Raw genomic sequence first — 22,577 nt, forward strand, 5'->3', positions numbered from 1 at the left:
ATAGAGGTGCGAATTTATGGGTAAATTATTTGGGACTGACGGAATCCGCGGCGTAGTCAACGCCGGGCTTGATGCCGATTTGGCGTATAAAGTAGGACTGGCTGCCGCTATTGTGCTGTCCAAGGACAAAAAACCGGGGGAGAAGCCTCTGGTTACCATCGGGAAGGATACCCGGATCTCCGGGGATCTGCTGAAAGGCTCCCTCATCGCTGGGCTGTGCACTGCTGGGGCCGATGTGCTGGACTTGGGCACTCTTCCCACCCCAGGCGTGGCCTGGGTGACTGTGGACGAGGGGGCGGACGCTGGCATCGTTATCTCCGCCAGTCACAATCCATTTGAGCACAACGGCATCAAGATCTTCAACGGCCAGGGCTTCAAGCTGTCCGATGAACTGGAGGAAAAAATCGAGGATATTGTCCTCTTTGGCCACAACAATGTCCCTATGAAAACAGGTGGCGATATTGGCAAGGTGAGCTATGTGGCCCCCAAGGCCAGCGAGGACTACATCGACCACCTGGAGAGCACTATAGACTCCACCCTGGGTGGCCTGCGTATCCTTGTAGACTGTGCCAACGGAGCGGCCTCTACCACTGCCGCGCGGCTGTTTGACCGCTTCTCTAAGCTGCGTACCGACGTCATCAACGCCGACCCGGATGGAATCAATATCAACGAAAAGTGCGGCTCTACCCATATTGATGGATTGGCCGCTATGGTCAAGGCAGGCGGCTACGACATTGGCATCGCCTTTGATGGGGACGCGGACCGCTGTCTGGCGGTCGATGAACTGGGAAATCTCATCGACGGGGATCAGATCATGGCCGCCTGTGGACTGGATATGAAAGCCAAGGGAAAGCTGCCTGGGAATGCCATCGTGGCCACTGTCATGTCCAATCTGGGCCTACATCTTTACAGCAAGGAAAAAGGTATGGACCTGGAATGTACTGCGGTAGGCGATCGGAATGTTCTAGAGCGGATGCTGGAAAAGGGGTACCGTCTAGGCGGCGAGCAGTCTGGCCACATGATTTTCCTGGAGTACGCAACTACTGGCGACGGCCAGTTGACTGCGTTACAGATGTTGGCCCTGCTGAAGGAGAGTGGAAAAAGGGCTTCGGAGCTGTTTGGATGCTGTCCCCGTTTCCCACAGGTGCTTATCAATGTTCCGGTCACGGATAACGATGTAAAAAAGTCGGCGATGGCCAGCCCGTTACTGGCCCAGGCTGTCCAGCAGGAGGAGAGCGCCCTAAACGGCGAGGGCCGGGTGCTGGTCCGCCCGTCAGGAACCGAGGCCCTGATGCGGGTGATGGTGGAGGCCAAGACAGAGGAGATTGCCCAGGCGGCTGCCAAACGGCTGGCAGATCTGATCCCCCAACTATAAAAGATGAATCGGATATGGTCGAGCTTGGAGGTTTTGACAAAATATTTCTGCCAAGGGCTTGACAAATCCGTTGATTTTGTTTATTATGATTAAGAGCCATCCTATTGATATGGAAGTAACGCGATTCCAGAGTTTGTCCGATGAGGAATTATGTCAGCAGATTTCCAATGGCTGCCGTGAGGCGGAGGATGAATTGGTCCTTCGATATGGTCAGCTGGTACGTGCTTGTGCCCGCCCTCTGTTCTTAGCAGGCGGTGATAGCGAGGACCTGATCCAGGAAGGTATGTTGGGCCTACTGACTGCCATCCGTGGCTTTGATCTCCGGCGGGACACAGCTTTTCGCACTTATGCTGAAATCTGTATCCGAAGCCGTCTGATTACTGCTGTCCGCGCCGCCCAAGGCGGCAAGCATTCCCCATTGAATCACAGCATCTCTTTTGAACCCCCTCTTTTTGACGGGACCAACGCGCAACTGTTTTCCATCGTGGAAAGCCCGGAGGACGTCATCATCGGCAGGGAGGAACTGAAAGAGCGGCTAGATGCTCTGAAGGGCCAGTTGTCTGAGCTTGAAGCCAATATTTTGCCGCTCTATTTAAACGGCCTCTCCTGTGGAGAGATTGCAAAGCAGGTAGACCGCTCCCAAAAGTCGGTAGACAACGCCATCCAACGCATTCGCCGCAAAATGGCGCGGTGATTTTATCCCCGGCGTATCCAGCGTGAGCTGATCGCATATTACAATCGCCCAAGCGAATTGATTTGGGCAACGAGTCAAAGAGAGGGAAAGTCCATGTACGAAGACAAGATCCTGGTATGTAAAGAGTGTGGCAACGAGTTCACCTTCACCGCTGGTGAGCAGGAGTTCTACGCCGAGCGCGGCTTCCAGAACGAGCCCCAGCGCTGCAAGGCCTGCCGTGATGCCCGCAAGAACGCTGCTCGCGGCCCCCGTGAGTATTTTACCGCGGTGTGCGCTGCCTGTGGTGGTGAGGCTAAGGTTCCTTTCGAGCCCAAGTCTGACCGTCCCGTTTACTGCAGCGACTGCTTCGCCAAGATGCGTGAGCAGCAGGGCTGATATCTGCCAAGAAAAAAGGGCGCCCAATCGGGCGTCCTTTTTCTTGCCCCATCAAAAACGCTCGGATCGCCACATCGGCGTCCGAGCGTTTTTGATGGACTTATTTGACTAGCATACTCATATCGTACAGGCCCGGAGCATCCACTGTGGCCATGAATTTTGCGGCTTCAAGAGCCCCTTTGGCAAAAATCTCACGGGAATGGGCGATATGACGGATCTCCATTACTTCATCGTGGCCGGCAAAAATGATCTCATGCTCTCCTACAATGGTGCCTCCACGTACAGCAGAGATGCCAATCTCCTTTTTATCCCGTGGTTGACGGACGGAGTGTCGGTCAAAGACGTATTCGGTTTCATGCCCACAGGCGGAGGCGGCAGCGTCCGCAATCATAAGGGCAGTTCCCGAAGGGGCATCTACCTTGCGGCGGTGGTGCCGCTCGATGATCTCGATATCATAGCTGTCTCCCAATACTGTGGAAGCCTTCTTGACCAACTCAAGCAGTACATTGATGCCAAGGGACATATTAGCCGAGCGGAAGATTGGAACTTCTAGAGCGGCCGCACCAATTTGAGCGACTTGCTCAGGAGTATATCCGGTGGTGGCCAAAATCATGGGAATTCGGGTATCCCTGGCAAAGGACAACAGACCATCCAGCGCGGCCGGAGAGGAAAAATCAATGACAGCATCCGCTTCTCCATGAAATTGGGCAGGGGAGGAGTACACCGGAAATTCTCGGTCACTGGCGCCTAGTACATCAAAGCCAGCGACGACCTGCACCTGGGGATCTGCCTCACAGAGAGAGGTCACCACCCGGCCCATATGACCATTACAGCCGGAAATGATTATCTTTAGCACGTGTGGACGCTCCTTACTTCAGCAGGCCCATCCGCTCCATCGAGGTGCGGAGTACGGCCAGATTCTTGTCAGAGATATCGCACAGAGGCAGCCGAAGTGAACCAGCCTCCATCCCCATTAGATTCATAGCCGCCTTGACGGGGATGGGATTGACCTCACAGAACAGGGCGTCGATTAGATCCATATATTCGATCTGGAGTTTAGCCGCGGATTCGAAGTCATTGTCCAGGCACCAGTGGCTCATCTGTACCATGACCTCAGGGATGATGTTAGAGGCCACAGAGATGACGCCTTTGGCTCCCAGCGCCATCATAGGGACCACTTGGTCATCATTGCCGGACCAGATATAGAAGTCGTCAGGGCACAGATACCGGGTATGGGCCAGGAGGGAGAAATTGCCACTGGCCTCCTTGACGCCGTTGATCTTGGGATTTTCGGACAGCACCTTATAGGTGTCGGCAGTAAAGGATACGCCGGTGCGGCTGGGAACATTATACAGGATGATGGGAAGGTCAGTCCGGTCGGAAATATACTCATAGTGCTTGATCAGACCGGTCTGGCTTGCCTTGTTATAATAGGGGGTGACGTGGAGCAGGGCATCTGCACCGGAATCCTGTGCGTGCTGGGACAGGTAGACGGCGGCAGAGGTGTCGTTGCTGCCGGAACCAGCGATGACCTTGACACGGTGATCTACCCGCTTGACACAAAATTCCACGGCAGCAATGTGCTCACGAATAGACATGGTAGCGGACTCACCAGTGGTGCCGCAGACACACACCGCATCCACGCCGGCGGCGATCTGGTCGTCGATCAGCTTTCCGAAGGCGTCGTAGTTGATGCTGCCGTTTTGGTCAAAGGGAGTGACCAGCGCAGGACAGGAACCGGTAAAAACAGGACTTCTCATAAACAATACACCCTTTCTTCAAATGCGGGAAGTAAGGAGGGTGACCTCCTGGCTCACCTATGATCGATATAGCCCTCGGCGCACAGCAGCTCGGCCAACAGGACAGCGCCGCCTGCAGCACCCCGCAGGGTATTGTGGGACAGGCCCACGAACTTATAGTCATACTGTGTGTCCTCACGGAGCCGCCCCATGGAAACCGCCATTCCGCCTTCCAGCTCACGGTCCAGCTTGGCCTGGGGACGGTCTGGCTCCTCGAAGTAATGGATAAACTGCTTGGGCGCGGAGGGAAGCTCCAGCTCCTGGGCTCTGCCCTTGAAATTGGCCCAGTCTAACTTGATCTGCTCGATGGAGGGCTTTTCACCGGAAAACTTGATAAATACGGCGGCGGTGTGTCCGTCGGATACTGGGACGCGCAGACACTGGGCGGTGATGGAGGGGCCATCCGCCTTGACAAATTTATCGTTCTCGATGCGTCCCCAGATCTTCAACGGCTCCTGCTCGCTCTTTTCCTCCTCGCCACCGATATAAGGGATCAGGTTATCGACCATTTCGGGCCAACGTTCAAAGGTCTTGCCGGCGCCAGAGATGGCCTGATAGGTACAGACCAGGACCTTTTCCACACCGTACTTCAGCAGGGGGGTGATGGCGGGAGCATAAGACTGGATAGAGCAGTTGGACTTGACGGCGATAAAGCCGCGTTTGGTACCTAGGCGGCGGCGTTGTGCGGGGATGATCTCAATATGCTGAGGATTCATCTCGGGGACCACCATTGGCACGTCATCGGTCCAACGGTGGGCGGAGTTGTTGGAGACCACGGGACACTCGGCTTTGGCGTACCGCTCCTCCAAAGCGCGGATTTCATCCTTCTTCATATCAACAGCACAGAATACGAAGTCCACCAGACCGGCGATTTTCTCCACGTCGGCCTGAGCATCCATGACAACCAAGCCCTTGGCCTCTTCAGGAATGGGTTTCTCCATGGCCCAACGTCCGGAGACAGCCTGCTCATAGGTCTTTCCAGCAGAACGGGGGCTGGCTGCGATGACTGTAAGCTGGAACCAGGGATGACCCTCCATCAGTGTGATGAAACGCTGACCAACCATACCGGTTCCGCCAATGATACCTACTTTATACTTTTCCATGTAAAGCAACCTCCAAATCTCTCTTATATAAGGGTATGACAAAGTCTGAACATAGATGAGTCGACCAGGGAAAAGAAAAAAATAAATCAGCGGCTTTTCAAGCGGCTGATTTTGTACTATAATGTCGACTAAGAGCAAATTGCTCGACCGGCAAAATATTCACAAAAGCAGACAGCTCTCCATCAGCCTGACCCTGATGACAGTCGGCTGGCTGTTAACCAGACGACCAGAGCAAACTCTCGACCGGAAGAGCAGCTCTTCGGCGGCGTCCCCTTTGAACATGGATCAGCGGGAACCGGCTCCCTGGCCATGTCTACTGATGTAGCCGCACCTCTATCTTGCAGAATTTGACCCTATCCTATCACGTTTGAAGGTCGGTGTCAATAGTACAAAACCGCAGAAGTGGAGAAATGGAGCAGACCATGAGGAGAAATTGGATGCGGCTTGCCGCCGCTGTACTTGCAATAACCCTGGCAGTCCCCACCGGATGGGCCGTAAGAACCAACAGTGACGGTGAGGTTATGATCCGTGTAGGGCTGGCATCCTCGTACCAGTACGTAGAAACGGGAGAGCTGGAGGCCGCTCACCTCCAAAATAATACAGGGTATGGCGCCGGTTTCCGCTTCGGCTACTACGACGGGAATATGGATTTCGTTGAGCTGGGACGGACGGAGAAGGACATTGACCAGGTGGCGGTGCTTAAGACACAAAACCTCTACTATGGACGGGACGCCTCGTTGGGCAAGACTACCTACTCCTCCTCCATTACCAGCAATATCGCGGTGGGCTGCTATCATATTTTGATCGATAGCGGGTATGGAGACTACGAGGACGCACGGCGGGACGCGGAAGACTATGAGGATGGCTTCGTGGCCTGGATAGATGAAGAATACCAGGTTCGGGTGGGAGCCTATCTCTCAAAGGGCGAGGCGCTGGACGCAATCGATACCTTAGGGGAAGGGACCGTTGTAGGGACTACTTCCTACGGAATGAGTATTGTGGAAACAGGGACGGATCATATCCTGTTTCAATTTGACCAGGGAACAGGTGGTATCCTGGCGATCCTGCCAGACGTGACCGGAGCAGAGGATGTCAGGACTTGGTTCTCCAATTATAAATACCGAGGTGGCTTTCTTTATCAGCGCCTCAATGGAGGAAATATCTCGGTAGTCAATGTGGTGGAGCTGGAGGACTATGTAAAGGGTGTGGTCTGTTATGAGATGGGCCGCACCTGGCCCTTGGAGGCCCTGAAGGCCCAAGCCACCTGTGCCAGGACTTATGTTCTGAGGAACATGGGCCGGCACCAGAGCTACGGATTTGACGTATGTGGCAGTACGGAATGTCAGGCATACCATGGTTGCGGAGATGGACGTTCCAACTCCGGACCCAGTGAGGTAAGCGACCAGGCGGTAGAGGAAACAGCGGGCCAGGTGGTTCTCTATAACGGAAAATTGGCAGAGACCGTATATTCCTCCAGCGCGGGCGGAGCCACAGAGGACGCAAAGAATGTCTGGGGGACGGATACAGTCAACACCCATCCCTACCTGAAGGGTGTGATAGATCCTTACGAATCCCTAGTAGACGACTTAAATCCCTATTCTCCCTGGACGGTTACCTATACCTCAGAGGAGCTGACCAGTAAACTTCAGAGCAACGGCTTTGGGGTTGGTACTTCCATCGATTACCTAGAACTGACCTACTCTGAGATGGGAAACGTCATTCGACTTCAGGTACACTGGAAAAATGGGAACAGCAACACGTTCAAGCCAAGTGCATCCTCTGGCGGTATAGATATGGGTATCCGAGGAAATTTTGGTGTTAAGTCGATCCGGTTTACAGTAAATGGAAAGATGGTCAGCCAGCCAGCCGGAAACGGATCTGGAAGCTATGCAGTCAATGGTTCCGGTACACTGAGTGGTACGGACGATGTATATGTGATTTCTGGTACCGGTTCGGTATCTGGAGCTGGAAGCGATCTGTATGTGATCTCCGGTTCTGGAAAGATCAGCTCGCTGTCGGAGGGGAATACCGGTGCCTCCGGGACCAATGTGGGAGGCGGCACAGTGACCGTCTCTGGAGATACTTATGTATTTGACGGAGCGGGCTGGGGGCACCAATTGGGAATGAGCCAATTTGGTGCCAACGCCATGGCCCGCGAAGGGTTTGACTATGACGAGATACTGAAATTTTATTTTCCTGGCGTCCAAGTGGACGCCTATTAAAAGAAGAGAAAGGCGTAAACTGTTTTGAAGACCTCTGATTTCAATTTTGAACTGCCAGAAGAGCTGATCGCCCAGACTCCTCTAGAGCGGCGTGATTCCTCCCGGCTGCTGACACTGGACAAGAACACAGGAGCAGTCGGACATCACCACTTTTATGATCTGCCGGACTTCCTGCGCCCCGGGGATTGCCTAGTCCTCAATGACTCCAGAGTGCTGCCCGCTCGTCTGATCGGGCACCGACCTACGGGAGGGACCTGTGAGGTATTGCTGCTGGTGGACCGGGGCGAGGGGTGCTGGGAATGCTTAGTCCGTCCAGGAAAAAAACTTAGGACAGGCGCCCAGATAATATTTGGACAAGGGCAGCTGACTGCAACGATTGAACGGGAGCTGGAGGACGGCAAGCGGCTGGTCCAGTTCCACTACCAGGGAATTTTTCTTGAAATATTAGAGGAATTGGGGAAAATGCCCCTGCCGCCCTATATCAAGGCCGAGCTGGAGAACCAGGAGCGTTATCAAACGGTCTATTCTAAAGTCGTAGGATCCGCCGCAGCGCCCACCGCCGGACTGCATTTTACTCCGGAACTGCTGGATAATATCCAGGAAATGGGTGTGAAGGTATGCTACGTTACGCTCCATGTCGGCCTTGGTACCTTTCGGCCTGTCAAAGCGGAGAACATCCGCGACCATGAGATGCATTCTGAGTTTTGCATGATATCTCAGGAAACCGCGGACATCATCAATCAAACCAAAAGAAATGGAGGCAGGGTGATTTGTGTGGGTACCACTTCCTGCCGCACCATTGAGAGCTTTGCGGCGGAGGACGGCACCATGACACAGCGGTCTGGATGGACAAATATCTTTATCTATCCTGGGTATCGCTTCAAGGTGTTGGACGCGCTGGTCACAAATTTTCACCTACCTCAGTCCACCCTTATCATGTTGGTATCCGCTCTGGCGGGCCGCGAACATGTACTGAACGCCTATCAAGAGGCGGTGAAAGAGAAATACCGCTTTTTTAGCTTCGGAGACGCCATGTTCATTTCTTAGAAAGCGCGTCATGGCTGATAGACTTGTCCAATATCGGTCAGGCTCTCGTGGTCGGCCTAGAGGGGGCGGTAATATCCGCTACAGAGCAGCTTCGAGCGATGGGATCGGAAGGAGTGTTCCAAAAAAATCAGAAATGTTTTGGATCCCGAAGCGTGACTCCAGCAGTTGGAGGCGCTAACCGGCGCGAAGGACCGGGACCCAAGACAGCCAGCTGCAGCCAGCGCGTAAGGCGGAATGAAGTCGCTGGTATCACACACTTTAAGGAGAAATCTATGTTTCAATTACTAAAAACCGAGGTGAAGGCCCGCCGGGGAGTATTTACCTGCCCCCATGGAACTGTGCAGACTCCTGTTTTTATGAATGTCGGCACCTGCGGAGCGATCAAAGGGGCGGTGTCCGCCCACGACCTGAAAGAAATCGGCTGTCAGATCGAGTTGTCTAATACCTATCATCTCCACCTGCGTCCGGGTGACGATGTAGTCCGACAGATGGGTGGACTCCACAAATTTATGGATTGGGATGGCCCCATGCTCACTGACAGCGGAGGATTCCAGGTGTTCTCTCTGTCCGGACTGCGGAAGATCACAGAGGAAGGCGTTACCTTCGCCTCCCACATTGATGGAAAGCGGATCTTTATGGGACCGGAGGAGTCCATGCGGATCCAATCCAATCTGGGCAGTGATATCGCCATGGCCTTTGATGAGTGTGTGGAAAACCCGGCGCCTTACGACTATGTCAAGGCCTCCTGCGAGCGGACAGCCCGATGGCTGGATCGCTGTGCAGTGGAGCACAGAAAGCTCAATGAGGCACCTGGCTGCGTCAATCCCGGCCAAATGCTATTTGGCATCAACCAGGGTGGGACCTATGCAGACCTGCGGAAATGGCACATGGATGAGATCGCCAAACTGGACTGTGACGGTTACGCCATCGGCGGTCTGGCTGTAGGGGAGCCCACACAGACCATGTATGATATTATCGAAGCGGTGGAGCCCCATATGCCGAAAGAGAAACCTAGGTATCTGATGGGAGTGGGAACCCCCTCCAATATCATTGAGGGAGTAGCCCGCGGCGTGGATTTTTTTGACTGTGTTATGCCGGCACGAAACGCCCGCCATGGAAAGCTGTATACCTGGGAGGGCACCATAAATATCAAAAATGAGAAGTACAAGCTGGATTCCCGTCCCATTGATCCCACCTGTAACTGCCCGGTCTGCCGCTCCTTTTCCCGAGCCTATCTCCGGCACCTGCTGACGGCCGGGGAGATGCTGGCTATGCGTCTGGCAGTGCTCCACAATCTCCATTTCTATAACGAATTGATGCTCCGCATCCGCGAGGCACTGGATCAGGGACGATTTGAGGCATTCCGACAGAAATTTTCTGGAAAGCTGGACAGACCCGCAGCAGACCCAGGAATATAGTCCTCGAATTTGACAAAAGGACTTGCCAACAGGAAAAAAACCCGCTATAATAGCACTAATGCGTCTGACTGGAAACAGCTGACAACAACTTTGGAGGGAACGAATTTTGGAAACCTTAATACTGATGGCCTTAATGTTCGCAATGCTCTACTTCTTTATGATCCGCCCCGAGAACAAGCGGAAGAAGGAGGCTCAGAACCTCCGCAATTCGCTGACTGTCGGCGATGAGATTACTACCATCGGCGGTATCATCGGCACCATCTGTTCTGTGAAGGAGAATACCATCGTGATTGAGACCGGGGCTGATCGCGTCCGCATCGAGTTCACCAAGTGGGCTGTTTCCACTAAGAACTCCTCTGCCGCTGCTGCGGAGCAGAAGTAATCACAGAAAATAGACATACTATATGCCCTTCTCGCATAGGTTTTCGTGAAAACAGAAGACCGCGGGGAGGGCATTGTGTTATGAAAAAGAGGGAAAGACGGCAAGAGGAATCGGGCGAACAGTGGGTCAACAGTATGTGTGAACTGCTCAAGGGTGGGGTGCTCGCCGGTTTTTCGGCCGTGCTAGCACTTCTGCTGTGCGCCTTGCTCATTTCAACAGGAATCCTGCGGGAACAGTGGGCTCAGGGAGCGGTACTAGCGGTCTGTGTCTTAGGCGGGGCTGTTGGCGGGATATACAGCATCAAAAGGATCCGCTCCAAATCTTTGCTAGTGGGGACAGGAGTAGGAGCAATCCTGTTCCTGCTTCTGCTGACGGCAGGCCTTCTGGCCTATGATACCGCATCGTTAGAGCAGGGGGGAGCTGGCATACTCTGCGCCTGCCTGTGTGGGGGAGCGATAGCCGGTATACTGGGAAGAAAGCCCAAGAAAAAGCGGAAAAGATGATTGAAATATCCGGTTCGCTATGCTACAATACCACTTGATAGCAGCGATATTGCCCAGCTTCAGTTTTCCGCCAAAGGAACTGCCGGACTTGCGTCCAGAGAAAAACTGTGGTATAATTGTTGCACTAAGCGATTCAGGAGGAGATACCAATGAAGCATATCCAGACCCTCAACGGGGCCACTTTGAAGGCCAGTGCCGCCAAGGGCGGCTGCGGCGAGTGCCAGACTTCTTGCCAGTCTGCCTGCAAGACTTCCTGCACTGTTGCCAATCAGAAGTGCGAGAATAAGTAAGTTCTCAACATACCTGAAAAGGGTGGGCGTCAGCCTGCCCTTTTTCATGTCTATTTCTCCATCCAAATGATATCGATAGGGAAATCGAGGAAGGAAGTTCGATATGGTACATACCTTTACGGCGCTCGGCCAGTATCTGGCCGCTGATGTGAACAGTGGCGCGGTCCATGTGTTGGATAAGTTGAGCTTTGACCTGCTCTCTTTGATTGAAGGGCCAATGGGAGAGAGGCTGCCTCAAAAACTGGCGGAGCAGTTGGACCAATATGATCCACGGGAGCTATCCGAGGCTTGGGAGGAACTGAGAGGTCTTCAGGACCAGGGCCTTCTCTTTTCTGATGACGAATACATCGATCCGGAGGCCGCTATGGCCCTGCCCAAGTCGGCAGTGGTCAAGGCGCTTTGTCTCCATGTATCTCATGACTGTAACCTGCGGTGCAAATATTGTTTTGCCTCGACAGGCGACTTCGGCACTGGCCATCGGATGACCATGGACTTTGAAACGGCCAAAAGGGCCATCGACTGGGTCGTGGCAAAATCCGGAAAGCGTAGAAATATCGAGATTGATTTCTTTGGCGGGGAGCCTCTCATGGCGATGGATACGGTGAAGCGCACTGTGGAATACGCCCGTTCCCTGGAAAAAGAGCACAACAAGGTATTTCGCTTTACGATTACGACCAACGGTGTCCTGCTCAATGATGAGACGATAGAATATATCAACCGGGAGATGTCCAATGTTGTCCTGTCTCTGGACGGTCGTCAGCCTGTTAACGACCGGATGCGGCCTACTGTGAACGGGAAGGGGAGCTATGAGGTCATCGTTCCAAAATTCCAAAAATTGGTGGCCGGCCGTGGAACCAAGGATTACTATGTTCGTGGGACCTTTACACGGGATAACTTGGACTTTTCTCAGGATGTTCTCCACATGGGGGATCTGGGTTTCCGCCATGTATCGGTAGAGCCCGCCAGCGGACCGCTGGATGATCCTTTCGCCATTAAAGAGGAGGACTTGGAAAAGGTAGAAGCGGAATATGAGAAATTGGCCGGCCAGCTGATGGAGCGGCCAGACATCAACTTTTTCCACTTCAATGTAGATCTGGCCCAGGGGCCCTGCGTGATTAAGCGTCTGCGCGGCTGTGGTGCTGGCTGTGAGTATGTGGCCATTACGCCTGATGGAGATATCTATCCCTGCCACCAGTTCGTAGGGAAGGAGGAGTACCGTATGGGCAACGTGTTCGATGGCTCCTTTGATATGGATATCTCCGGAACCTTTGCACAGCAGAACATCTATACCCGCCCGGCCTGCCGGGAGTGCTGGGCCCGTTTCTATTGCAGCGGCGGCTGTTCCGCATCTAACCTGCTTGTCAATGGCGACATAACAAAATCGAATGATGTAGCCTGCCAGATGGAACGCAAGCGGCTGGAATGTGCCATCGCTCTGAACGCCATTGAAGCCGGTATGGGAAGCAAAAGAAATACGAATTGTAATAATACAGATTGTATTGAGTGCAGTCTAGTGGAATCTAAATGAATTTCAACATATAGTGTCGGCGGCGTGTTTTATGTACTGCATTTTGTGAAGTGAGGCGCCACTTTAGCGCCTCGCTTCATTTTTTGGTTCCTAAATTTACATAACGCAATTTACATAAAATTGGAGCAGAAAAAATATTTCTTGAAAATATGACCGAAAACACTTGCGCGAAGCGGAAGAAGAGGCTATATTAAGAATATAGAAAATGGTGGGCCTTATTTTGAGCTTTCCATGTCTATTTTTTTCCCCTTTCTCATAAGGTTATCTTGAGGTGACAGCGATGGGAAAGAGGGAACGAAAAAAATGGGACTTGCCGTCGGAACAATGGGTCCCCTTGGCTATTTTATCAGGTTTCTTTTTATTGGGGGGACTTTGCGGTTCCATCTTTGCCAGTCTGGCAGACGGGCAGGGTGGACAGGAGCTGTGTGACTATCTGCGGGATTACCTGGGGCTGGTCAGAGATGGTGCCCTCTTTCATAACTTTTGGTCCGGCTTGTGGGAGGAGCTTCGGTACCTGCTTGCTGTTTTTTTGCTCGGCCTTACTGGGATCGGTGTGGTGGGTCTGCCGTTACTTTTTGGGGTGCGGGGTTTTTTCTTCGCTTTTTCTGTGGCCTGCTTCTGCCGTGTATTCGGATCTTCTGGCTTGCTGCCCGCCCTGTTTTTGTTTGGCTTGCCAGCGCTGTTGTGGGGACCGGCTCTTTTTCTCTCTGGCGTCCAAGGGCTGAATGGTTCGCGCAAGCTGCTTTTGCGTGGCCTTGGTGATGGGCGCAACGCACTACCCTTCGCGCCAGTCTATTGGGGAAAGCTGACAGTCAGCTTCATCCTGATCCTTTTGTGTGGCCTAGTAGAATACCATGTGATCCCAGTTCTTCTTCGGGCAGCTGCCCGTGTTGTGTTGTAAAATCATTGTAGGGGAGCATAGGAACGTGTCTGAGCTTTTGACAGTGTATGAGGACTATTTGAAAACTGAAAAACACGCCTCGGCAAACACGGTCAGTTCCTATGTCCGTGACGTTCATCAATTCGCTCAGTCTATGGAGGATAGCGGTGTGTCCTTGACTGAGGTGTTACCCAAAGATGTAGAGGGGTTCACCAAATCCTTGGTACGAAAGGGGAAGTCTCCCGCCACGGTAACCCGCTCTGTGGCGTCTATCAAATCTTTTTATAACTGTCTAATCGCCCTTGGGAAAGTGGACCGTAATCCGGCCAAGGGGGTGGCCCCGGCCAAGGTGGAGCGTAAACTGCCCCAGGTTCTGACTGGAAAGGAAGTCGAGCTGTTTTTAGAGCAGCCCGATTGTACAGATTTGAAGGGTTACCGGGACCGAGCTATGCTGGAGCTGTTGTATGCCACCGGCATCCGGGTCAGTGAGCTGATCGACCTGGATTTGGATGATCTCAATCTTCCGGGCGGGGTACTTAAATGCTACAGTAAGGGGAAGGAGCGAATCATTCCTCTGTACCAGACCGCCATTCGTGCACTGAGCGAATATGTACATAATGTCCGTCCCCAGTTGGTGGAGGATGTGGAAGAGACCGCCCTTTTTGTCAATATGAACGGGGAACGGATGAGCCGTCAGGGTTTCTGGAAACTCATCAAATATTACCAGGAGAAGGCTGGAATCCAAAAGGACATCACTCCACATACCCTGCGGCACTCTTTTGCGGCACACCTGCTAGAGAACGGCGCTGATTTGCGCTCCATCCAGGAGATGCTGGGCCACGCCGACATCTCATCCACTCAGATATATTCCAAACTGCTGAACCAAAAGCTCAAAGATGTCTATCTCAAAGCCCACCCTAGAGCGTGAAAGCCAGGAACTGTTTAGTTCCTGGCTTTTTTCTTCCTTTCCCCTTTGGGCTAGTTAATCTTGGCTATGCTCTTGTCCAATTTGGGTCTCAAGTCCTACATGGCCAATACCGACACAAACCATGAGCAAAACCTCCAGATGTGAGACTTGATGCTGTATCTACAAAACGCCTTGTAACCTTGTTTTATATCAAGCGTCTGGCGGAATCTAACTGATTGGTAAAAACTGTAAGGGAGTGTGGTTGGAGCCTTTCTAGAACCGTCTTGTGGCCGGGTAATCGCACGTCAAGCTGGCCCTTGGAGATGGACTATATATAACAAGGATAATAAATGAAATGAGCGTGCTCCGACTTTTATCGAAATTCGGAGCAAACAATATGGAGTTTGCTCCGAAGTGGGAAGATTCACATATTTTTAAAGAATGTCTGGACTTCTCCCAAGTCGGAAAAAACTGCGTGGCACAGTTTGCGGATCTCCTCATTAGGCTGAAACAGATCCGGGACCATTAGAGGAGTAGTTCCGGCGGCATGGGCGGCTCGGATACCATGAAAAGAATCTTCAATGACATAGGCGTCCGCCGGAGTGCATCTCAGTGCTTCGCAGGCTTTGAGAAAGATATCTGGGTAAGGTTTGCTTCGCTGGACCATATCGCCATCAATGATTTGGTCAAAATACTGGATAAAGCCTACCGTGGTCAGGTTCTGGTGAACGATATGGGAGACTGTGCTGGATGCAACGGCCAGCAAATACCCCTTGCCCTTTAGAAAAGGAAGGATCTGGTCGGCATAAGGTTTAGGAGGTGGGCCTTCCGTTTGCAGAATATGTCGGAAACGATGGGCAACCTCCTTGCGGATATCGTGAATTGGTAAACGATCTCCGTAATGCTCCTCGAAAATTCGCTCCGTCTCTACGGCGTTAATACCGACGCAAAGATGGCAGACCTCCGTTACATGAGGGATAGAATATTCCTCTGCGATCTGCTCCCATATGCGGATGGTAAGGGCCTCCGTATCGAACAGGACGCCATCCATATCAAAAATGACATACTTGTTTTGTGTCATAAATATCATCCCCCCAATATATCGCCCATATTGTAACACATTTCAAAAATAGTAACAACTCCTTTTTACTGTTTGGATTGCCTTCTCTAAACTGCTCTGGATATATCCATGGTGGAAAGAGGGCAACGTACTTCGGATAACGGAATGACAAAAACGACAAAATATAGTGGCCTATTTTATTTAATACATCAAAAGAATAGTTTTTTTATGTTGAAAATTTCCAAAATAAAACTCTATTAACTGGCGATTCCAACAAAGAAAAAACAAAAGTTCGTGGATACTTGCCCTGGATATGTCCAGCATCCTACAATAAAACCATCAGCACAATATAAGTAGCAGTCATATCTGAAGAATAAAAAATCTTACAAGTAAAGGAGCGAACTTAATATGAAACTGATTATTACCAACAGCTATGAGGAGTCCTGCAAATATGTAGCACAGGAAATGGTCTCTCTGGTCAATGCTAACCCCGTTGCCAAGTTGGGACTGGCCACTGGCGGCACCGCTGAGCAGGTATATCCCCACTTGGTCAAAGCCTATCAGGACGGCAAGGTAGACTTCTCCAATGTGACCACTGTAAACCTGGACGAGTATCTGGGGATGAGCCCTGACAATCCAGTCAGCTACCGCAAGTGCATGGACAACTGGTTCTTTGACCATGTGAACATTAAGAAGGAGAACACCTATGTGGCTAGTGGCTTGAATGACCCCCAGGCCGAGATTAAGACCTTCAACCAAAAGCTGTATGGCGACAAACTGCTGGACTTCCAGTTACTGGGCGTTGGCGTCAGCGGACATATAGGCTTCAATGAGCCCAGCGCTGTCCTCACTGCCGGCGTCCACATTGAGGAACTGGACGAGAGCACCATTCAGGCCAATTCCCGCTACTTCGACTCCCCCGCCGATGTGCCAACTAAGTCCATCACTATGGGCGTGGGCGATATTATGAAGGCCAGTAAGATTATCCTGATTGCCACTGGAGATAGTAAGCAACCCGTCATCTCTAAGCTCTTTGCCGATGACAGTGTCTCCTCTGACCTGCCCGTCTCCGTTTTGAAGCTACACAGGGACGCTACCATTGTCATCGACCGGGCGCTGGCCGACAAGTGTGGCATCAAGGGTTGATCTACCCGCTTATTTGAGTCAGAAGGAGTCAGGTGTATTATGGAAAAATATTATGCGGGCTGTGGGGGCCTATCTCAAGCGCGCCTTGCGGAATTGGAGCGGCGTCAAACCGTGGCATCTGCCTGTGAGCTGCCCCTCCTGCCCATCCGCCCGTTGGTCAAGGCCAAGGATCAGGTGTTCCACATCAAGTATCAGCCCATTTCAGACTTTTTGAAAGAGCAGAAGATTAACAACTATTTGCTGGTTACCGCCCCCGGTGCCTATCTGGCTACGCTAGACCAGCTGGAAGGCACCAACTATACCTGCATCTACGTAACCGACACCAAGGAGGACACTCTGTGCGCTATCCAGACGCTATATGACGGCACGGTAGCCCATCAGCAGAAGGACGCTTCTCTGCCTAAACATTTGGTACAGCAGACGGCGAGCCTAGCTGACAGGACCTTTGAAGCAGTGGTCGCCCTGGGCGGCGGCGTAGCCAGTGATGCGGGAAAGTATTTTGCCGAGAACATTATTCACGCCCCCCTGTACAGCGTGCCTACAGCTCTTTCCGTTAACGCCTCCTTTTGCTACAAGGCGGCCATCCGGATGAAGGACCCCTACAAGTCAGGGGCGTACAACGTGGTATATAAGTTCTACGGTCTGCCCCAGGCTATTTGTATTGACCTGGATGTTATTACCGGATCTAAGCTGCTCCAGCGGGCTCAGGCGGGTGGTGAGGATTCCGCAACCGCAGGCCGACAGTGGAACATGCTTCGGGAGCTGAATATTGCCGGTGCCGGAGATTTGCTATCTATCCTGACTGCCACCTTTGACTGGCGGATCAACAGCCTGGTAGCCCGGGGAATGTCTGTTCCCGACCCCATTGATCACCGGGAAACCACCATACTGGAGAAACCCTTCTCCCAGGACGTGTGTGAGGGTGCCAAGGAGTTGCTCTCCCTGTTGGCTGAGCACGCTGACGATATCCGTAATGGACGGAAAGCAGGCGCCATGTTCCTGGCCCGGGCCTATCACTGGATTGCCGAGCAGAGCTGGATCATGCAGCACACCATGTGGGAAAGTGCCAGTGAGCATGGTATGTTCGACCATTTCGAGAATGTGGCAGGTACTGAACTCACTCATGGACAGGTGGTTGCCCTTTCTGTGTACTTTATGTCTCTGCTCCAGGAGAACGAGCATGAGCGGGCGCTGTCCATGATTCAACGGCTGGGGCTGGACATCTCCCTGGCCGACCTGGCTATCAACCCCCGGACCAACTACAAAATCGCGCCCATCACCTTGTATGACTGTTTGGCCGACCTAAAGGCATATATCGACGAGATTGCCTATCGGTACACCATCATCAGCGCCAAGCCTATTACTAAGGATTGGGTCCTGACCGCACTGGACAAGTACTATACGGACATCTATGGTACATTGGAGGAGCAGTGTCAGATCCCGGCCTCAGGGGCCGATGCACAGGTCTGCGCTGGTGAGAAGGCCCGGCTGGATAAAATTATCCAGCGGGTGCGAGCTGGCAGGGCCGATCACCAAGCTGCTATGGAGCAGGCCGCTAAGGCGGAGCAGGCCGCCCGGACTGTCCGGAAAGCAGAGTTGGATTTGCCGGAGTTGACTACCCAGCGGTATATGGCTCTGTGCCAGGAGATTTGCCAGGCCAAGGCGGACGCCTACGCCGACTATCTGCGTAACAGACACCAGGTGGAGTTGGCCGCCCAATATGATTCCTGCCAGTGAAAACAAAAATATAGGATGTAAAAGGAGGAAACAACATGGATTTCATCGTAAGTATCGCCCAGGGTATAACAGGCTTTTTTTCAGCCGCTGGTGAATCTTTTATGGGGACTGCTGCCAGTATCGTCCCTTTAGCCCTGATCGCCCTGACAGTGCTGAATGCCATCGTGGCCCTCATTGGTGAGGACCGGTTCGACTCCGCCTCCCGTAAGCTGACCAAAAATTTCTTCGCCCGCTATACCCTCTTACCCTACTTAGCAAACTTTATGGTGGGTAGCCCTGCATCCTTTACCTTCGGCAAATATCTGCCCGAGAAATACAAGCCCGGCTATCAGGAGGTCTGTACCCGCACCAACATGGCACCCATGATGTGCCTGTTCCCCCACGTTAATCCCGGTGAGCTGTTCGTCTGGCTGGGCATCTTTAACGGCGTGGTCACCATCGCTGGCGAGCGGGCTGGCGCCACCCTTGCTGTAGCTACCTTCGCCCTAGCCTTCTGCACCTCCAGTTTCATCGGACTTGTGGTAGAGAAAATGACTATGTTCCTTGCCAAGCGCCAGGGCGTGGATTTCAATCAAATTGAAAAGAACAAAGCCGAAAAGGTTTATACAGAAGATATGACCTGATTTGACGCTGACTGTAAGTGAAAGGAGAAAGACTCTTATGAGCATCGCTATTGTATCCAAGGGCAGCGGCGGTTTTGGCACCCCGCTGGAAATCTCCGTCGAAGGGGAGCGCAACAAGATTGTCTCTATGACCGGGACGGGCATCCATCCCGTGGCTAAGAAGATCGCCGAGATCACCGGCGGTGAGGCGGTGGACGGTTTCCGCAAGGTCATCCCCGATAAGGAAATCGCCTGCGTCATCGTCAACTGCGGAGGTACTCTCCGCCTTGGTATGTTTCCCAAGAAAGGGCTGAAGACAATCAACGTCAACCCTGCTGGTCCCAGTGGTCCTTTTGCCGCCTTTGTCAAGGCCGGTATCTATGTCTCTGGCGTGATGCCGAGAAATATTGAATCGAAAGAGGGGTAATATTTATGAACGCGATTGGAAATCTGGCGATTACGATTTCTTCTGCCATCGGCAAATTCGTCATGATCATCTTTGAGTCTGCCAAGCGCTCATTCAAAATCGTTTTGTCCACCATCATTCCCTTTATGATCCTCATTGCCACCGTGTCTACCCTCATCTTGACCACCGGTCTGGGCAATATCATCGCCAACGGCCTGAGCGGTCTTGCCAGTTCCAGCATCGGTCTGCTCATTATGTCGCTGATTATCACGTTCCCCCTGATTTCCCCCATAATCGGTCCAGGTGCCGTCATCGCCTCCATCATTGGCACCCTCATCGGCGGCCTGATTGCCACCGGCGATATCCCACTGGCCATGGCACTGCCTGCTGTGTTCGCCATTCACCAGCCTTGTGGTTCCGACTTTATCCCTGTGGGAATGTCCCTTACTGAAGCCGAACCAGAAACCGTTGAGATTGCCGTACCTGCTTGCCTTTACAGCAAATTCATTATCGCCCCTGTGGAGGTCGGTCTGGCAATCGTCATCGGTATGTTCCTGTTCTGATTGCGGAGGAGCTTCCATGGAAAATATTTGTGAGACTAGGATTACCGGCATGGGCCAGGGTGCGCTTGATTTTGTGGAGGACCATATCCTAATCCTCTTCGGCAATCAGGCCGGCAACGGTCTGGAGGAGTACAGTGTCCAGATTACCATGCCCCAGGTGAACCGGGACGTTGCCCCCGGAGATATCCTGGACTTCGGCGGACATACCTACCAGGTAACCGCCATCGGACATAAGGCTATGGAAACCTTTAGGCTTCTGGGACACTGCACCCTGCACTTTGATGGAAAGAAGGCCCCGGTTCTTCCTGGCGTGATTCATGTGGAGGAGAAACCCCTGCCCGAGGTCCGGGTAGGAGACACCATCCGGTTCTACTGCTGAATAGGGAGAGATACGTATGAGAAAAGAGCTGGCTTTTCTTGCCATTGCCCTAATTCTGATGATATTTTTAGCGCGGATGCTGGCCGTGCCTCAGCAGATCCGTCTAAACAAGGAGCTAGTCCAGTTGAAAGTGCGGGGGCCGGCGAGCAGTGTCGCCATCGCCAAGTCTCTGGCGGGGGTGCGGGTGGCCGTGCTCATCGCTAAAAAGGATGGCACCATCCTAGAGGCCTACCGGGTAAAAGGGTGGTCTATTGCCTCCGGCTACGCACTGGACGCCGGGTTTCAATATCGGGACTGCTATGAGGCAAAGCGGGTACTGGAAAGTAAGGGAAAGCTGACCACACAGGAGCGTGCGTATCTCTCCGCTGCAGATTATCTGGTTAAAGGCCTGGATAACGATTAAAAAGGCCTATCATAGAGAACCATCTCCCTGTGATAGGCCAACTTAATTCTATCCACGGCGTACTGAAGTAACAGAAAATTTATTGTATCGTGAGACTACAAAGCTATTAGTATATTCAAAGGTGTGCCCATCCTGGAGCCGGGAGGAGCGCTCTAACTGCAACAACGGTTCATTATTAGGAACCTCGAGGAGTTCGGCGATTTCCGCCTCAGGCAGGACCGCCTCAATGGTAACACTGCTTGAACCAATAGACAGGCCCTTAATCTGCTCGATATACCGGTAGATCGACCGGGTCACGTCGGTCTTCGTGATGTTGGAGACAGCAAAATCAGTGAAGTAAGAGTATTCCAGTATCACGGGTATCCCGGCGTGCTTCCGCAGCCGAAGGAAGAAGTGGATGATCGTTCCCATAGGGCAGTCCAGCTTTGTCGCCATATACTCGTTGGCGGGGACAATCGCCTGGTCTAACAGCTCCGTGTCGGGCTGAACGCCTAGTTCTCTGGCCGCCTCGTTGAAGCTGGAAATACGGTTGAGGTTGGTACTGCGGAAATTGTTTGCGATAAAGGTCCCCTGCCGCTTTACTCGATAGAGGTAGCCGTCCAGTAACAGGTCGTCGATGGCGTGCTGGATGGTGGGCCGTGAAAAGTTGAGGTGGGACATCAGCTCCCGCTCAGACGGCAATTTTGTTCCGATTGGTGAAGAGAGGATAATATTCATGATGTACTCTCTCGCCTGAAAATTTTTCTTTGTTGTTTTGTCCATAATGGCCTCCGTGTATTTAAATATAGAAGAAATATATAATTAGTTTAACATACAAATCATCAAAAAGCAAAAGAGGTGCGGATCCATGAATTTGATTACCATTGAGAACGGGGCCTTGATTGCTCAGATTGCCCAACATGGGGCCGAACTAAAGCGGCTGTACAGCAAAAAGACCAGTCGGGAGTATTTGTGGAACGGGAATAGGAGCTGGAAGCGTAGCTCACCGGTTCTTTTCCCAAACATTGGCGGTTTGGCCGGTGAGGTCTATGTACATGGAGGGGTAAAGTACCCAGCCCCCGCCCACGGCTTTGCCCGGGACATGGACTTTGAGTTGCTGGACAGGAAAGATGAGTCCGCCGCCTTTGCCCTGCGAGACAGTGAGGAGAGCTGGAGATATTTCCCCTTCCACTTTGTCTTAGAGATCAGCTATCAACTGGAAAAAAATGGAATTCATGTCACTTGGAACATAAAAAATCTGGATAATAAAACCATGTATTTTTCCATCGGTGCCCATCCGGGTTTCCGGTTGCTACCCGGTACCAGCTTGAGCGACTACCAGTTAGTATTTGACAAACCTATTTTGGTGGAAACACGCCGGGTAAAGGGACGTTACCTTACGGAGGAGAAGGAACTTGTAGCCCCGAAAGGTACAGTGCTTCCCCTCTCGCCCAAATTGATGGAGCGGGATGCACTCATCCTGGAAGACACGGGCCTTACTCGTGTCGCACTACAGTGTGAGAAGAAGAACTATGCCCTGTGGGTCGATTTCCCGGATTTCCCGGTAGTGGCCGTCTGGACCGACCCCCATACCGTGGAACAGGCTGAATTCCTCTGCCTGGAGCCCTGGTGCGGCATCAACGCGTTGTGTGGGGAGAAACCGGGAGAGATCGACCAAAAGGCGCGGGTGACTGCCTTAGACACCGGCGGGCTGTTCCAGCGCAGTTATCGAATCGGCGTATCCGAGTAACGCAGAATTCATAGACCATTGGAGTGATC

At 52.4% G+C, this 22,577-nt stretch carries 25 protein-coding genes and 1 riboswitch; of the genes, 20 read left to right on the forward strand and 5 right to left on the reverse strand.

Annotated features, from left to right (window positions below):
- The first annotated feature begins 16 nt into the window (after positions 1–16).
- The 3 genes from glmM (at position 17) to OCV64_RS13425 (ending at position 2,444) form a co-directional block, all read left to right on the forward strand.
- On the forward strand, positions 17–1,375 hold the full coding sequence (glmM, locus tag OCV64_RS13415; RefSeq protein WP_147571756.1) for a phosphoglucosamine mutase: 1,359 nt from the start codon (positions 17–19) through the stop codon (positions 1,373–1,375).
- Positions 1,376–1,484: 109 nt separating this feature from the next.
- Entirely contained in the window at positions 1,485–2,069 is a 585-nt protein-coding gene (locus OCV64_RS13420; RefSeq protein ID WP_262670311.1) for a sigma-70 family RNA polymerase sigma factor, read from the forward strand.
- Positions 2,070–2,162: 93 nt separating this feature from the next.
- A complete protein-coding gene (locus OCV64_RS13425) occupies positions 2,163–2,444 on the forward strand; it encodes a zinc-ribbon domain containing protein (RefSeq protein ID WP_147571757.1) in 282 nt (93 codons plus the stop codon).
- Positions 2,445–2,544: 100 nt separating this feature from the next.
- On the opposite strand, the gene dapB is transcribed toward OCV64_RS13425, so the two are convergent.
- From dapB to asd, 3 genes are read right to left on the reverse strand one after another with little or no spacing between them, the layout of a single operon-like run.
- Positions 2,545–3,300 carry a 4-hydroxy-tetrahydrodipicolinate reductase gene (gene dapB, locus OCV64_RS13430; protein WP_147571758.1) on the reverse strand — a complete coding sequence of 252 codons (756 nt, stop codon included), beginning with the start codon at positions 3,298–3,300 and terminating at the stop codon, positions 2,545–2,547.
- Positions 3,301–3,313: 13 nt separating this feature from the next.
- Entirely contained in the window at positions 3,314–4,204 is an 891-nt protein-coding gene (gene dapA, locus OCV64_RS13435) for a 4-hydroxy-tetrahydrodipicolinate synthase (RefSeq protein ID WP_147571759.1), read from the reverse strand.
- A gap of 53 nt (positions 4,205–4,257) precedes the next feature.
- A complete protein-coding gene (asd, locus tag OCV64_RS13440) occupies positions 4,258–5,346 on the reverse strand; it encodes an aspartate-semialdehyde dehydrogenase (protein ID WP_147571760.1) in 1,089 nt (362 codons plus the stop codon).
- Between the two features lie 164 nt (positions 5,347–5,510).
- A riboswitch (Lysine riboswitch) is annotated at positions 5,511–5,690 on the reverse strand.
- Positions 5,691–5,756: 66 nt separating this feature from the next.
- On the opposite strand from asd, the gene OCV64_RS13445 reads away from it, so the two are divergent.
- The 9 genes from OCV64_RS13445 to xerD all read left to right on the forward strand — a co-directional run bounded on the left by OCV64_RS13445 (position 5,757) and on the right by xerD (position 14,544).
- Entirely contained in the window at positions 5,757–7,568 is a 1,812-nt protein-coding gene (locus OCV64_RS13445) for a SpoIID/LytB domain-containing protein (protein WP_262670312.1), read from the forward strand.
- 24 nt (positions 7,569–7,592) lie between these two features.
- Positions 7,593–8,615, forward strand: coding sequence for a tRNA preQ1(34) S-adenosylmethionine ribosyltransferase-isomerase QueA (gene queA / locus OCV64_RS13450; protein WP_262670313.1), 1,023 nt, complete (start codon positions 7,593–7,595; stop codon positions 8,613–8,615).
- A 272-nt stretch (positions 8,616–8,887) separates the two neighbouring features.
- A complete protein-coding gene (tgt, locus tag OCV64_RS13455; protein ID WP_147571763.1) occupies positions 8,888–10,033 on the forward strand; it encodes a tRNA guanosine(34) transglycosylase Tgt in 1,146 nt (381 codons plus the stop codon).
- 106 nt (positions 10,034–10,139) lie between these two features.
- Entirely contained in the window at positions 10,140–10,415 is a 276-nt protein-coding gene (gene yajC, locus OCV64_RS13460; protein WP_147571764.1) for a preprotein translocase subunit YajC, read from the forward strand.
- Between the two features lie 80 nt (positions 10,416–10,495).
- Positions 10,496–10,918 (forward strand): TIGR04086 family membrane protein, encoded by a 423-nt coding sequence (locus OCV64_RS13465; protein WP_262670314.1) that lies wholly within the window; start codon positions 10,496–10,498, stop codon positions 10,916–10,918.
- Positions 10,919–11,067: 149 nt separating this feature from the next.
- The gene (gene scfA, locus OCV64_RS13470; RefSeq protein ID WP_087393998.1) at positions 11,068–11,208 is read left to right on the forward strand and encodes a six-cysteine ranthipeptide SCIFF; all 141 of its coding nucleotides are present in this window, start codon (positions 11,068–11,070) and stop codon (positions 11,206–11,208) included.
- 103 nt (positions 11,209–11,311) lie between these two features.
- Positions 11,312–12,736, forward strand: coding sequence for a thioether cross-link-forming SCIFF peptide maturase (gene scfB / locus OCV64_RS13475; protein WP_262670315.1), 1,425 nt, complete (start codon positions 11,312–11,314; stop codon positions 12,734–12,736).
- Between the two features lie 280 nt (positions 12,737–13,016).
- On the forward strand, positions 13,017–13,637 hold the full coding sequence (locus tag OCV64_RS13480; RefSeq protein WP_262670316.1) for a stage II sporulation protein M: 621 nt from the start codon (positions 13,017–13,019) through the stop codon (positions 13,635–13,637).
- Positions 13,638–13,662: 25 nt separating this feature from the next.
- The gene (xerD, locus tag OCV64_RS13485) at positions 13,663–14,544 is read left to right on the forward strand and encodes a site-specific tyrosine recombinase XerD (protein WP_147571768.1); all 882 of its coding nucleotides are present in this window, start codon (positions 13,663–13,665) and stop codon (positions 14,542–14,544) included.
- A 403-nt stretch (positions 14,545–14,947) separates the two neighbouring features.
- On the opposite strand, the gene OCV64_RS13490 is transcribed toward xerD, so the two are convergent.
- Positions 14,948–15,604, reverse strand: coding sequence for an HAD family hydrolase (locus OCV64_RS13490; RefSeq protein WP_186852556.1), 657 nt, complete (start codon positions 15,602–15,604; stop codon positions 14,948–14,950).
- A 387-nt stretch (positions 15,605–15,991) separates the two neighbouring features.
- On the opposite strand from OCV64_RS13490, the gene OCV64_RS13495 reads away from it, so the two are divergent.
- Genes OCV64_RS13495 through OCV64_RS13525 form a run of 7 tightly spaced genes read left to right on the forward strand, consistent with a single transcriptional unit; the run spans position 15,992 to position 20,819 of the window.
- Positions 15,992–16,729, forward strand: coding sequence for a glucosamine-6-phosphate deaminase (locus OCV64_RS13495; protein ID WP_186852557.1), 738 nt, complete (start codon positions 15,992–15,994; stop codon positions 16,727–16,729).
- Between the two features lie 39 nt (positions 16,730–16,768).
- Positions 16,769–18,466, forward strand: a complete 1,698-nt coding sequence (locus OCV64_RS13500) for an iron-containing alcohol dehydrogenase (protein WP_262670317.1) — start codon at positions 16,769–16,771, stop codon at positions 18,464–18,466.
- 35 nt (positions 18,467–18,501) lie between these two features.
- Positions 18,502–19,089 (forward strand): PTS glucitol/sorbitol transporter subunit IIC, encoded by a 588-nt coding sequence (gene srlA / locus OCV64_RS13505; protein ID WP_186852559.1) that lies wholly within the window; start codon positions 18,502–18,504, stop codon positions 19,087–19,089.
- 37 nt (positions 19,090–19,126) lie between these two features.
- Positions 19,127–19,495, forward strand: coding sequence for a PTS sorbitol transporter (locus OCV64_RS13510; RefSeq protein WP_262670318.1), 369 nt, complete (start codon positions 19,127–19,129; stop codon positions 19,493–19,495).
- A 5-nt stretch (positions 19,496–19,500) separates the two neighbouring features.
- On the forward strand, positions 19,501–20,037 hold the full coding sequence (locus tag OCV64_RS13515) for a PTS glucitol/sorbitol transporter subunit IIB (RefSeq protein WP_186852561.1): 537 nt from the start codon (positions 19,501–19,503) through the stop codon (positions 20,035–20,037).
- A 16-nt stretch (positions 20,038–20,053) separates the two neighbouring features.
- Positions 20,054–20,416 carry a PTS glucitol/sorbitol transporter subunit IIA gene (locus OCV64_RS13520; protein ID WP_186852562.1) on the forward strand — a complete coding sequence of 121 codons (363 nt, stop codon included), beginning with the start codon at positions 20,054–20,056 and terminating at the stop codon, positions 20,414–20,416.
- 16 nt (positions 20,417–20,432) lie between these two features.
- A complete protein-coding gene (locus OCV64_RS13525; RefSeq protein ID WP_262670319.1) occupies positions 20,433–20,819 on the forward strand; it encodes a transcriptional regulator GutM in 387 nt (128 codons plus the stop codon).
- A 48-nt stretch (positions 20,820–20,867) separates the two neighbouring features.
- On the opposite strand, the gene OCV64_RS13530 is transcribed toward OCV64_RS13525, so the two are convergent.
- Entirely contained in the window at positions 20,868–21,581 is a 714-nt protein-coding gene (locus OCV64_RS13530) for a GntR family transcriptional regulator (protein WP_186852564.1), read from the reverse strand.
- 85 nt (positions 21,582–21,666) lie between these two features.
- Between OCV64_RS13530 and OCV64_RS13535 the strand changes: the two genes are divergently transcribed.
- Positions 21,667–22,548 (forward strand): aldose 1-epimerase family protein, encoded by an 882-nt coding sequence (locus tag OCV64_RS13535; protein ID WP_262670320.1) that lies wholly within the window; start codon positions 21,667–21,669, stop codon positions 22,546–22,548.
- Positions 22,549–22,577: the final 29 nt, after the last annotated feature.

The organism is Muriventricola aceti (assembly GCF_025567565.1).
In the GTDB taxonomy this organism is placed as follows: domain Bacteria; phylum Bacillota; class Clostridia; order Oscillospirales; family Oscillospiraceae; genus Lawsonibacter; species Lawsonibacter aceti.

Excerpts from the sequence above, each read along its gene's own strand:
- glmM (WP_147571756.1), top strand. The coding sequence starts at position 17 with ATGGGTAAATTATTTGGGACTGACGGAATCCGCGGCGTAGTCAACGCC.
- OCV64_RS13500 (WP_262670317.1), top strand. The coding sequence starts at position 16,769 with ATGGAAAAATATTATGCGGGCTGTGGGGGCCTATCTCAAGCGCGCCTT.
- OCV64_RS13520 (WP_186852562.1), top strand. The coding sequence starts at position 20,054 with ATGGAAAATATTTGTGAGACTAGGATTACCGGCATGGGCCAGGGTGCG.
- srlA (WP_186852559.1), top strand. The coding sequence starts at position 18,502 with ATGGATTTCATCGTAAGTATCGCCCAGGGTATAACAGGCTTTTTTTCA.
- tgt (WP_147571763.1), top strand. The coding sequence starts at position 8,888 with ATGTTTCAATTACTAAAAACCGAGGTGAAGGCCCGCCGGGGAGTATTT.
- dapA (WP_147571759.1), bottom strand. The coding sequence starts at position 4,204 with ATGAGAAGTCCTGTTTTTACCGGTTCCTGTCCTGCGCTGGTCACTCCC.
- OCV64_RS13495 (WP_186852557.1), top strand. The coding sequence starts at position 15,992 with ATGAAACTGATTATTACCAACAGCTATGAGGAGTCCTGCAAATATGTA.
- scfB (WP_262670315.1), top strand. The coding sequence starts at position 11,312 with ATGGTACATACCTTTACGGCGCTCGGCCAGTATCTGGCCGCTGATGTG.
- OCV64_RS13535 (WP_262670320.1), top strand. The coding sequence starts at position 21,667 with ATGAATTTGATTACCATTGAGAACGGGGCCTTGATTGCTCAGATTGCC.
- OCV64_RS13480 (WP_262670316.1), top strand. The coding sequence starts at position 13,017 with ATGGGAAAGAGGGAACGAAAAAAATGGGACTTGCCGTCGGAACAATGG.
- OCV64_RS13445 (WP_262670312.1), top strand. The coding sequence starts at position 5,757 with ATGGAGCAGACCATGAGGAGAAATTGGATGCGGCTTGCCGCCGCTGTA.
- OCV64_RS13530 (WP_186852564.1), bottom strand. The coding sequence starts at position 21,581 with ATGGACAAAACAACAAAGAAAAATTTTCAGGCGAGAGAGTACATCATG.
- OCV64_RS13525 (WP_262670319.1), top strand. The coding sequence starts at position 20,433 with ATGAGAAAAGAGCTGGCTTTTCTTGCCATTGCCCTAATTCTGATGATA.
- scfA (WP_087393998.1), top strand. The coding sequence starts at position 11,068 with ATGAAGCATATCCAGACCCTCAACGGGGCCACTTTGAAGGCCAGTGCC.
- asd (WP_147571760.1), bottom strand. The coding sequence starts at position 5,346 with ATGGAAAAGTATAAAGTAGGTATCATTGGCGGAACCGGTATGGTTGGT.
- OCV64_RS13490 (WP_186852556.1), bottom strand. The coding sequence starts at position 15,604 with ATGACACAAAACAAGTATGTCATTTTTGATATGGATGGCGTCCTGTTC.
- OCV64_RS13515 (WP_186852561.1), top strand. The coding sequence starts at position 19,501 with ATGAACGCGATTGGAAATCTGGCGATTACGATTTCTTCTGCCATCGGC.
- OCV64_RS13420 (WP_262670311.1), top strand. The coding sequence starts at position 1,485 with ATGGAAGTAACGCGATTCCAGAGTTTGTCCGATGAGGAATTATGTCAG.
- OCV64_RS13465 (WP_262670314.1), top strand. The coding sequence starts at position 10,496 with ATGAAAAAGAGGGAAAGACGGCAAGAGGAATCGGGCGAACAGTGGGTC.
- OCV64_RS13510 (WP_262670318.1), top strand. The coding sequence starts at position 19,127 with ATGAGCATCGCTATTGTATCCAAGGGCAGCGGCGGTTTTGGCACCCCG.
- OCV64_RS13425 (WP_147571757.1), top strand. The coding sequence starts at position 2,163 with ATGTACGAAGACAAGATCCTGGTATGTAAAGAGTGTGGCAACGAGTTC.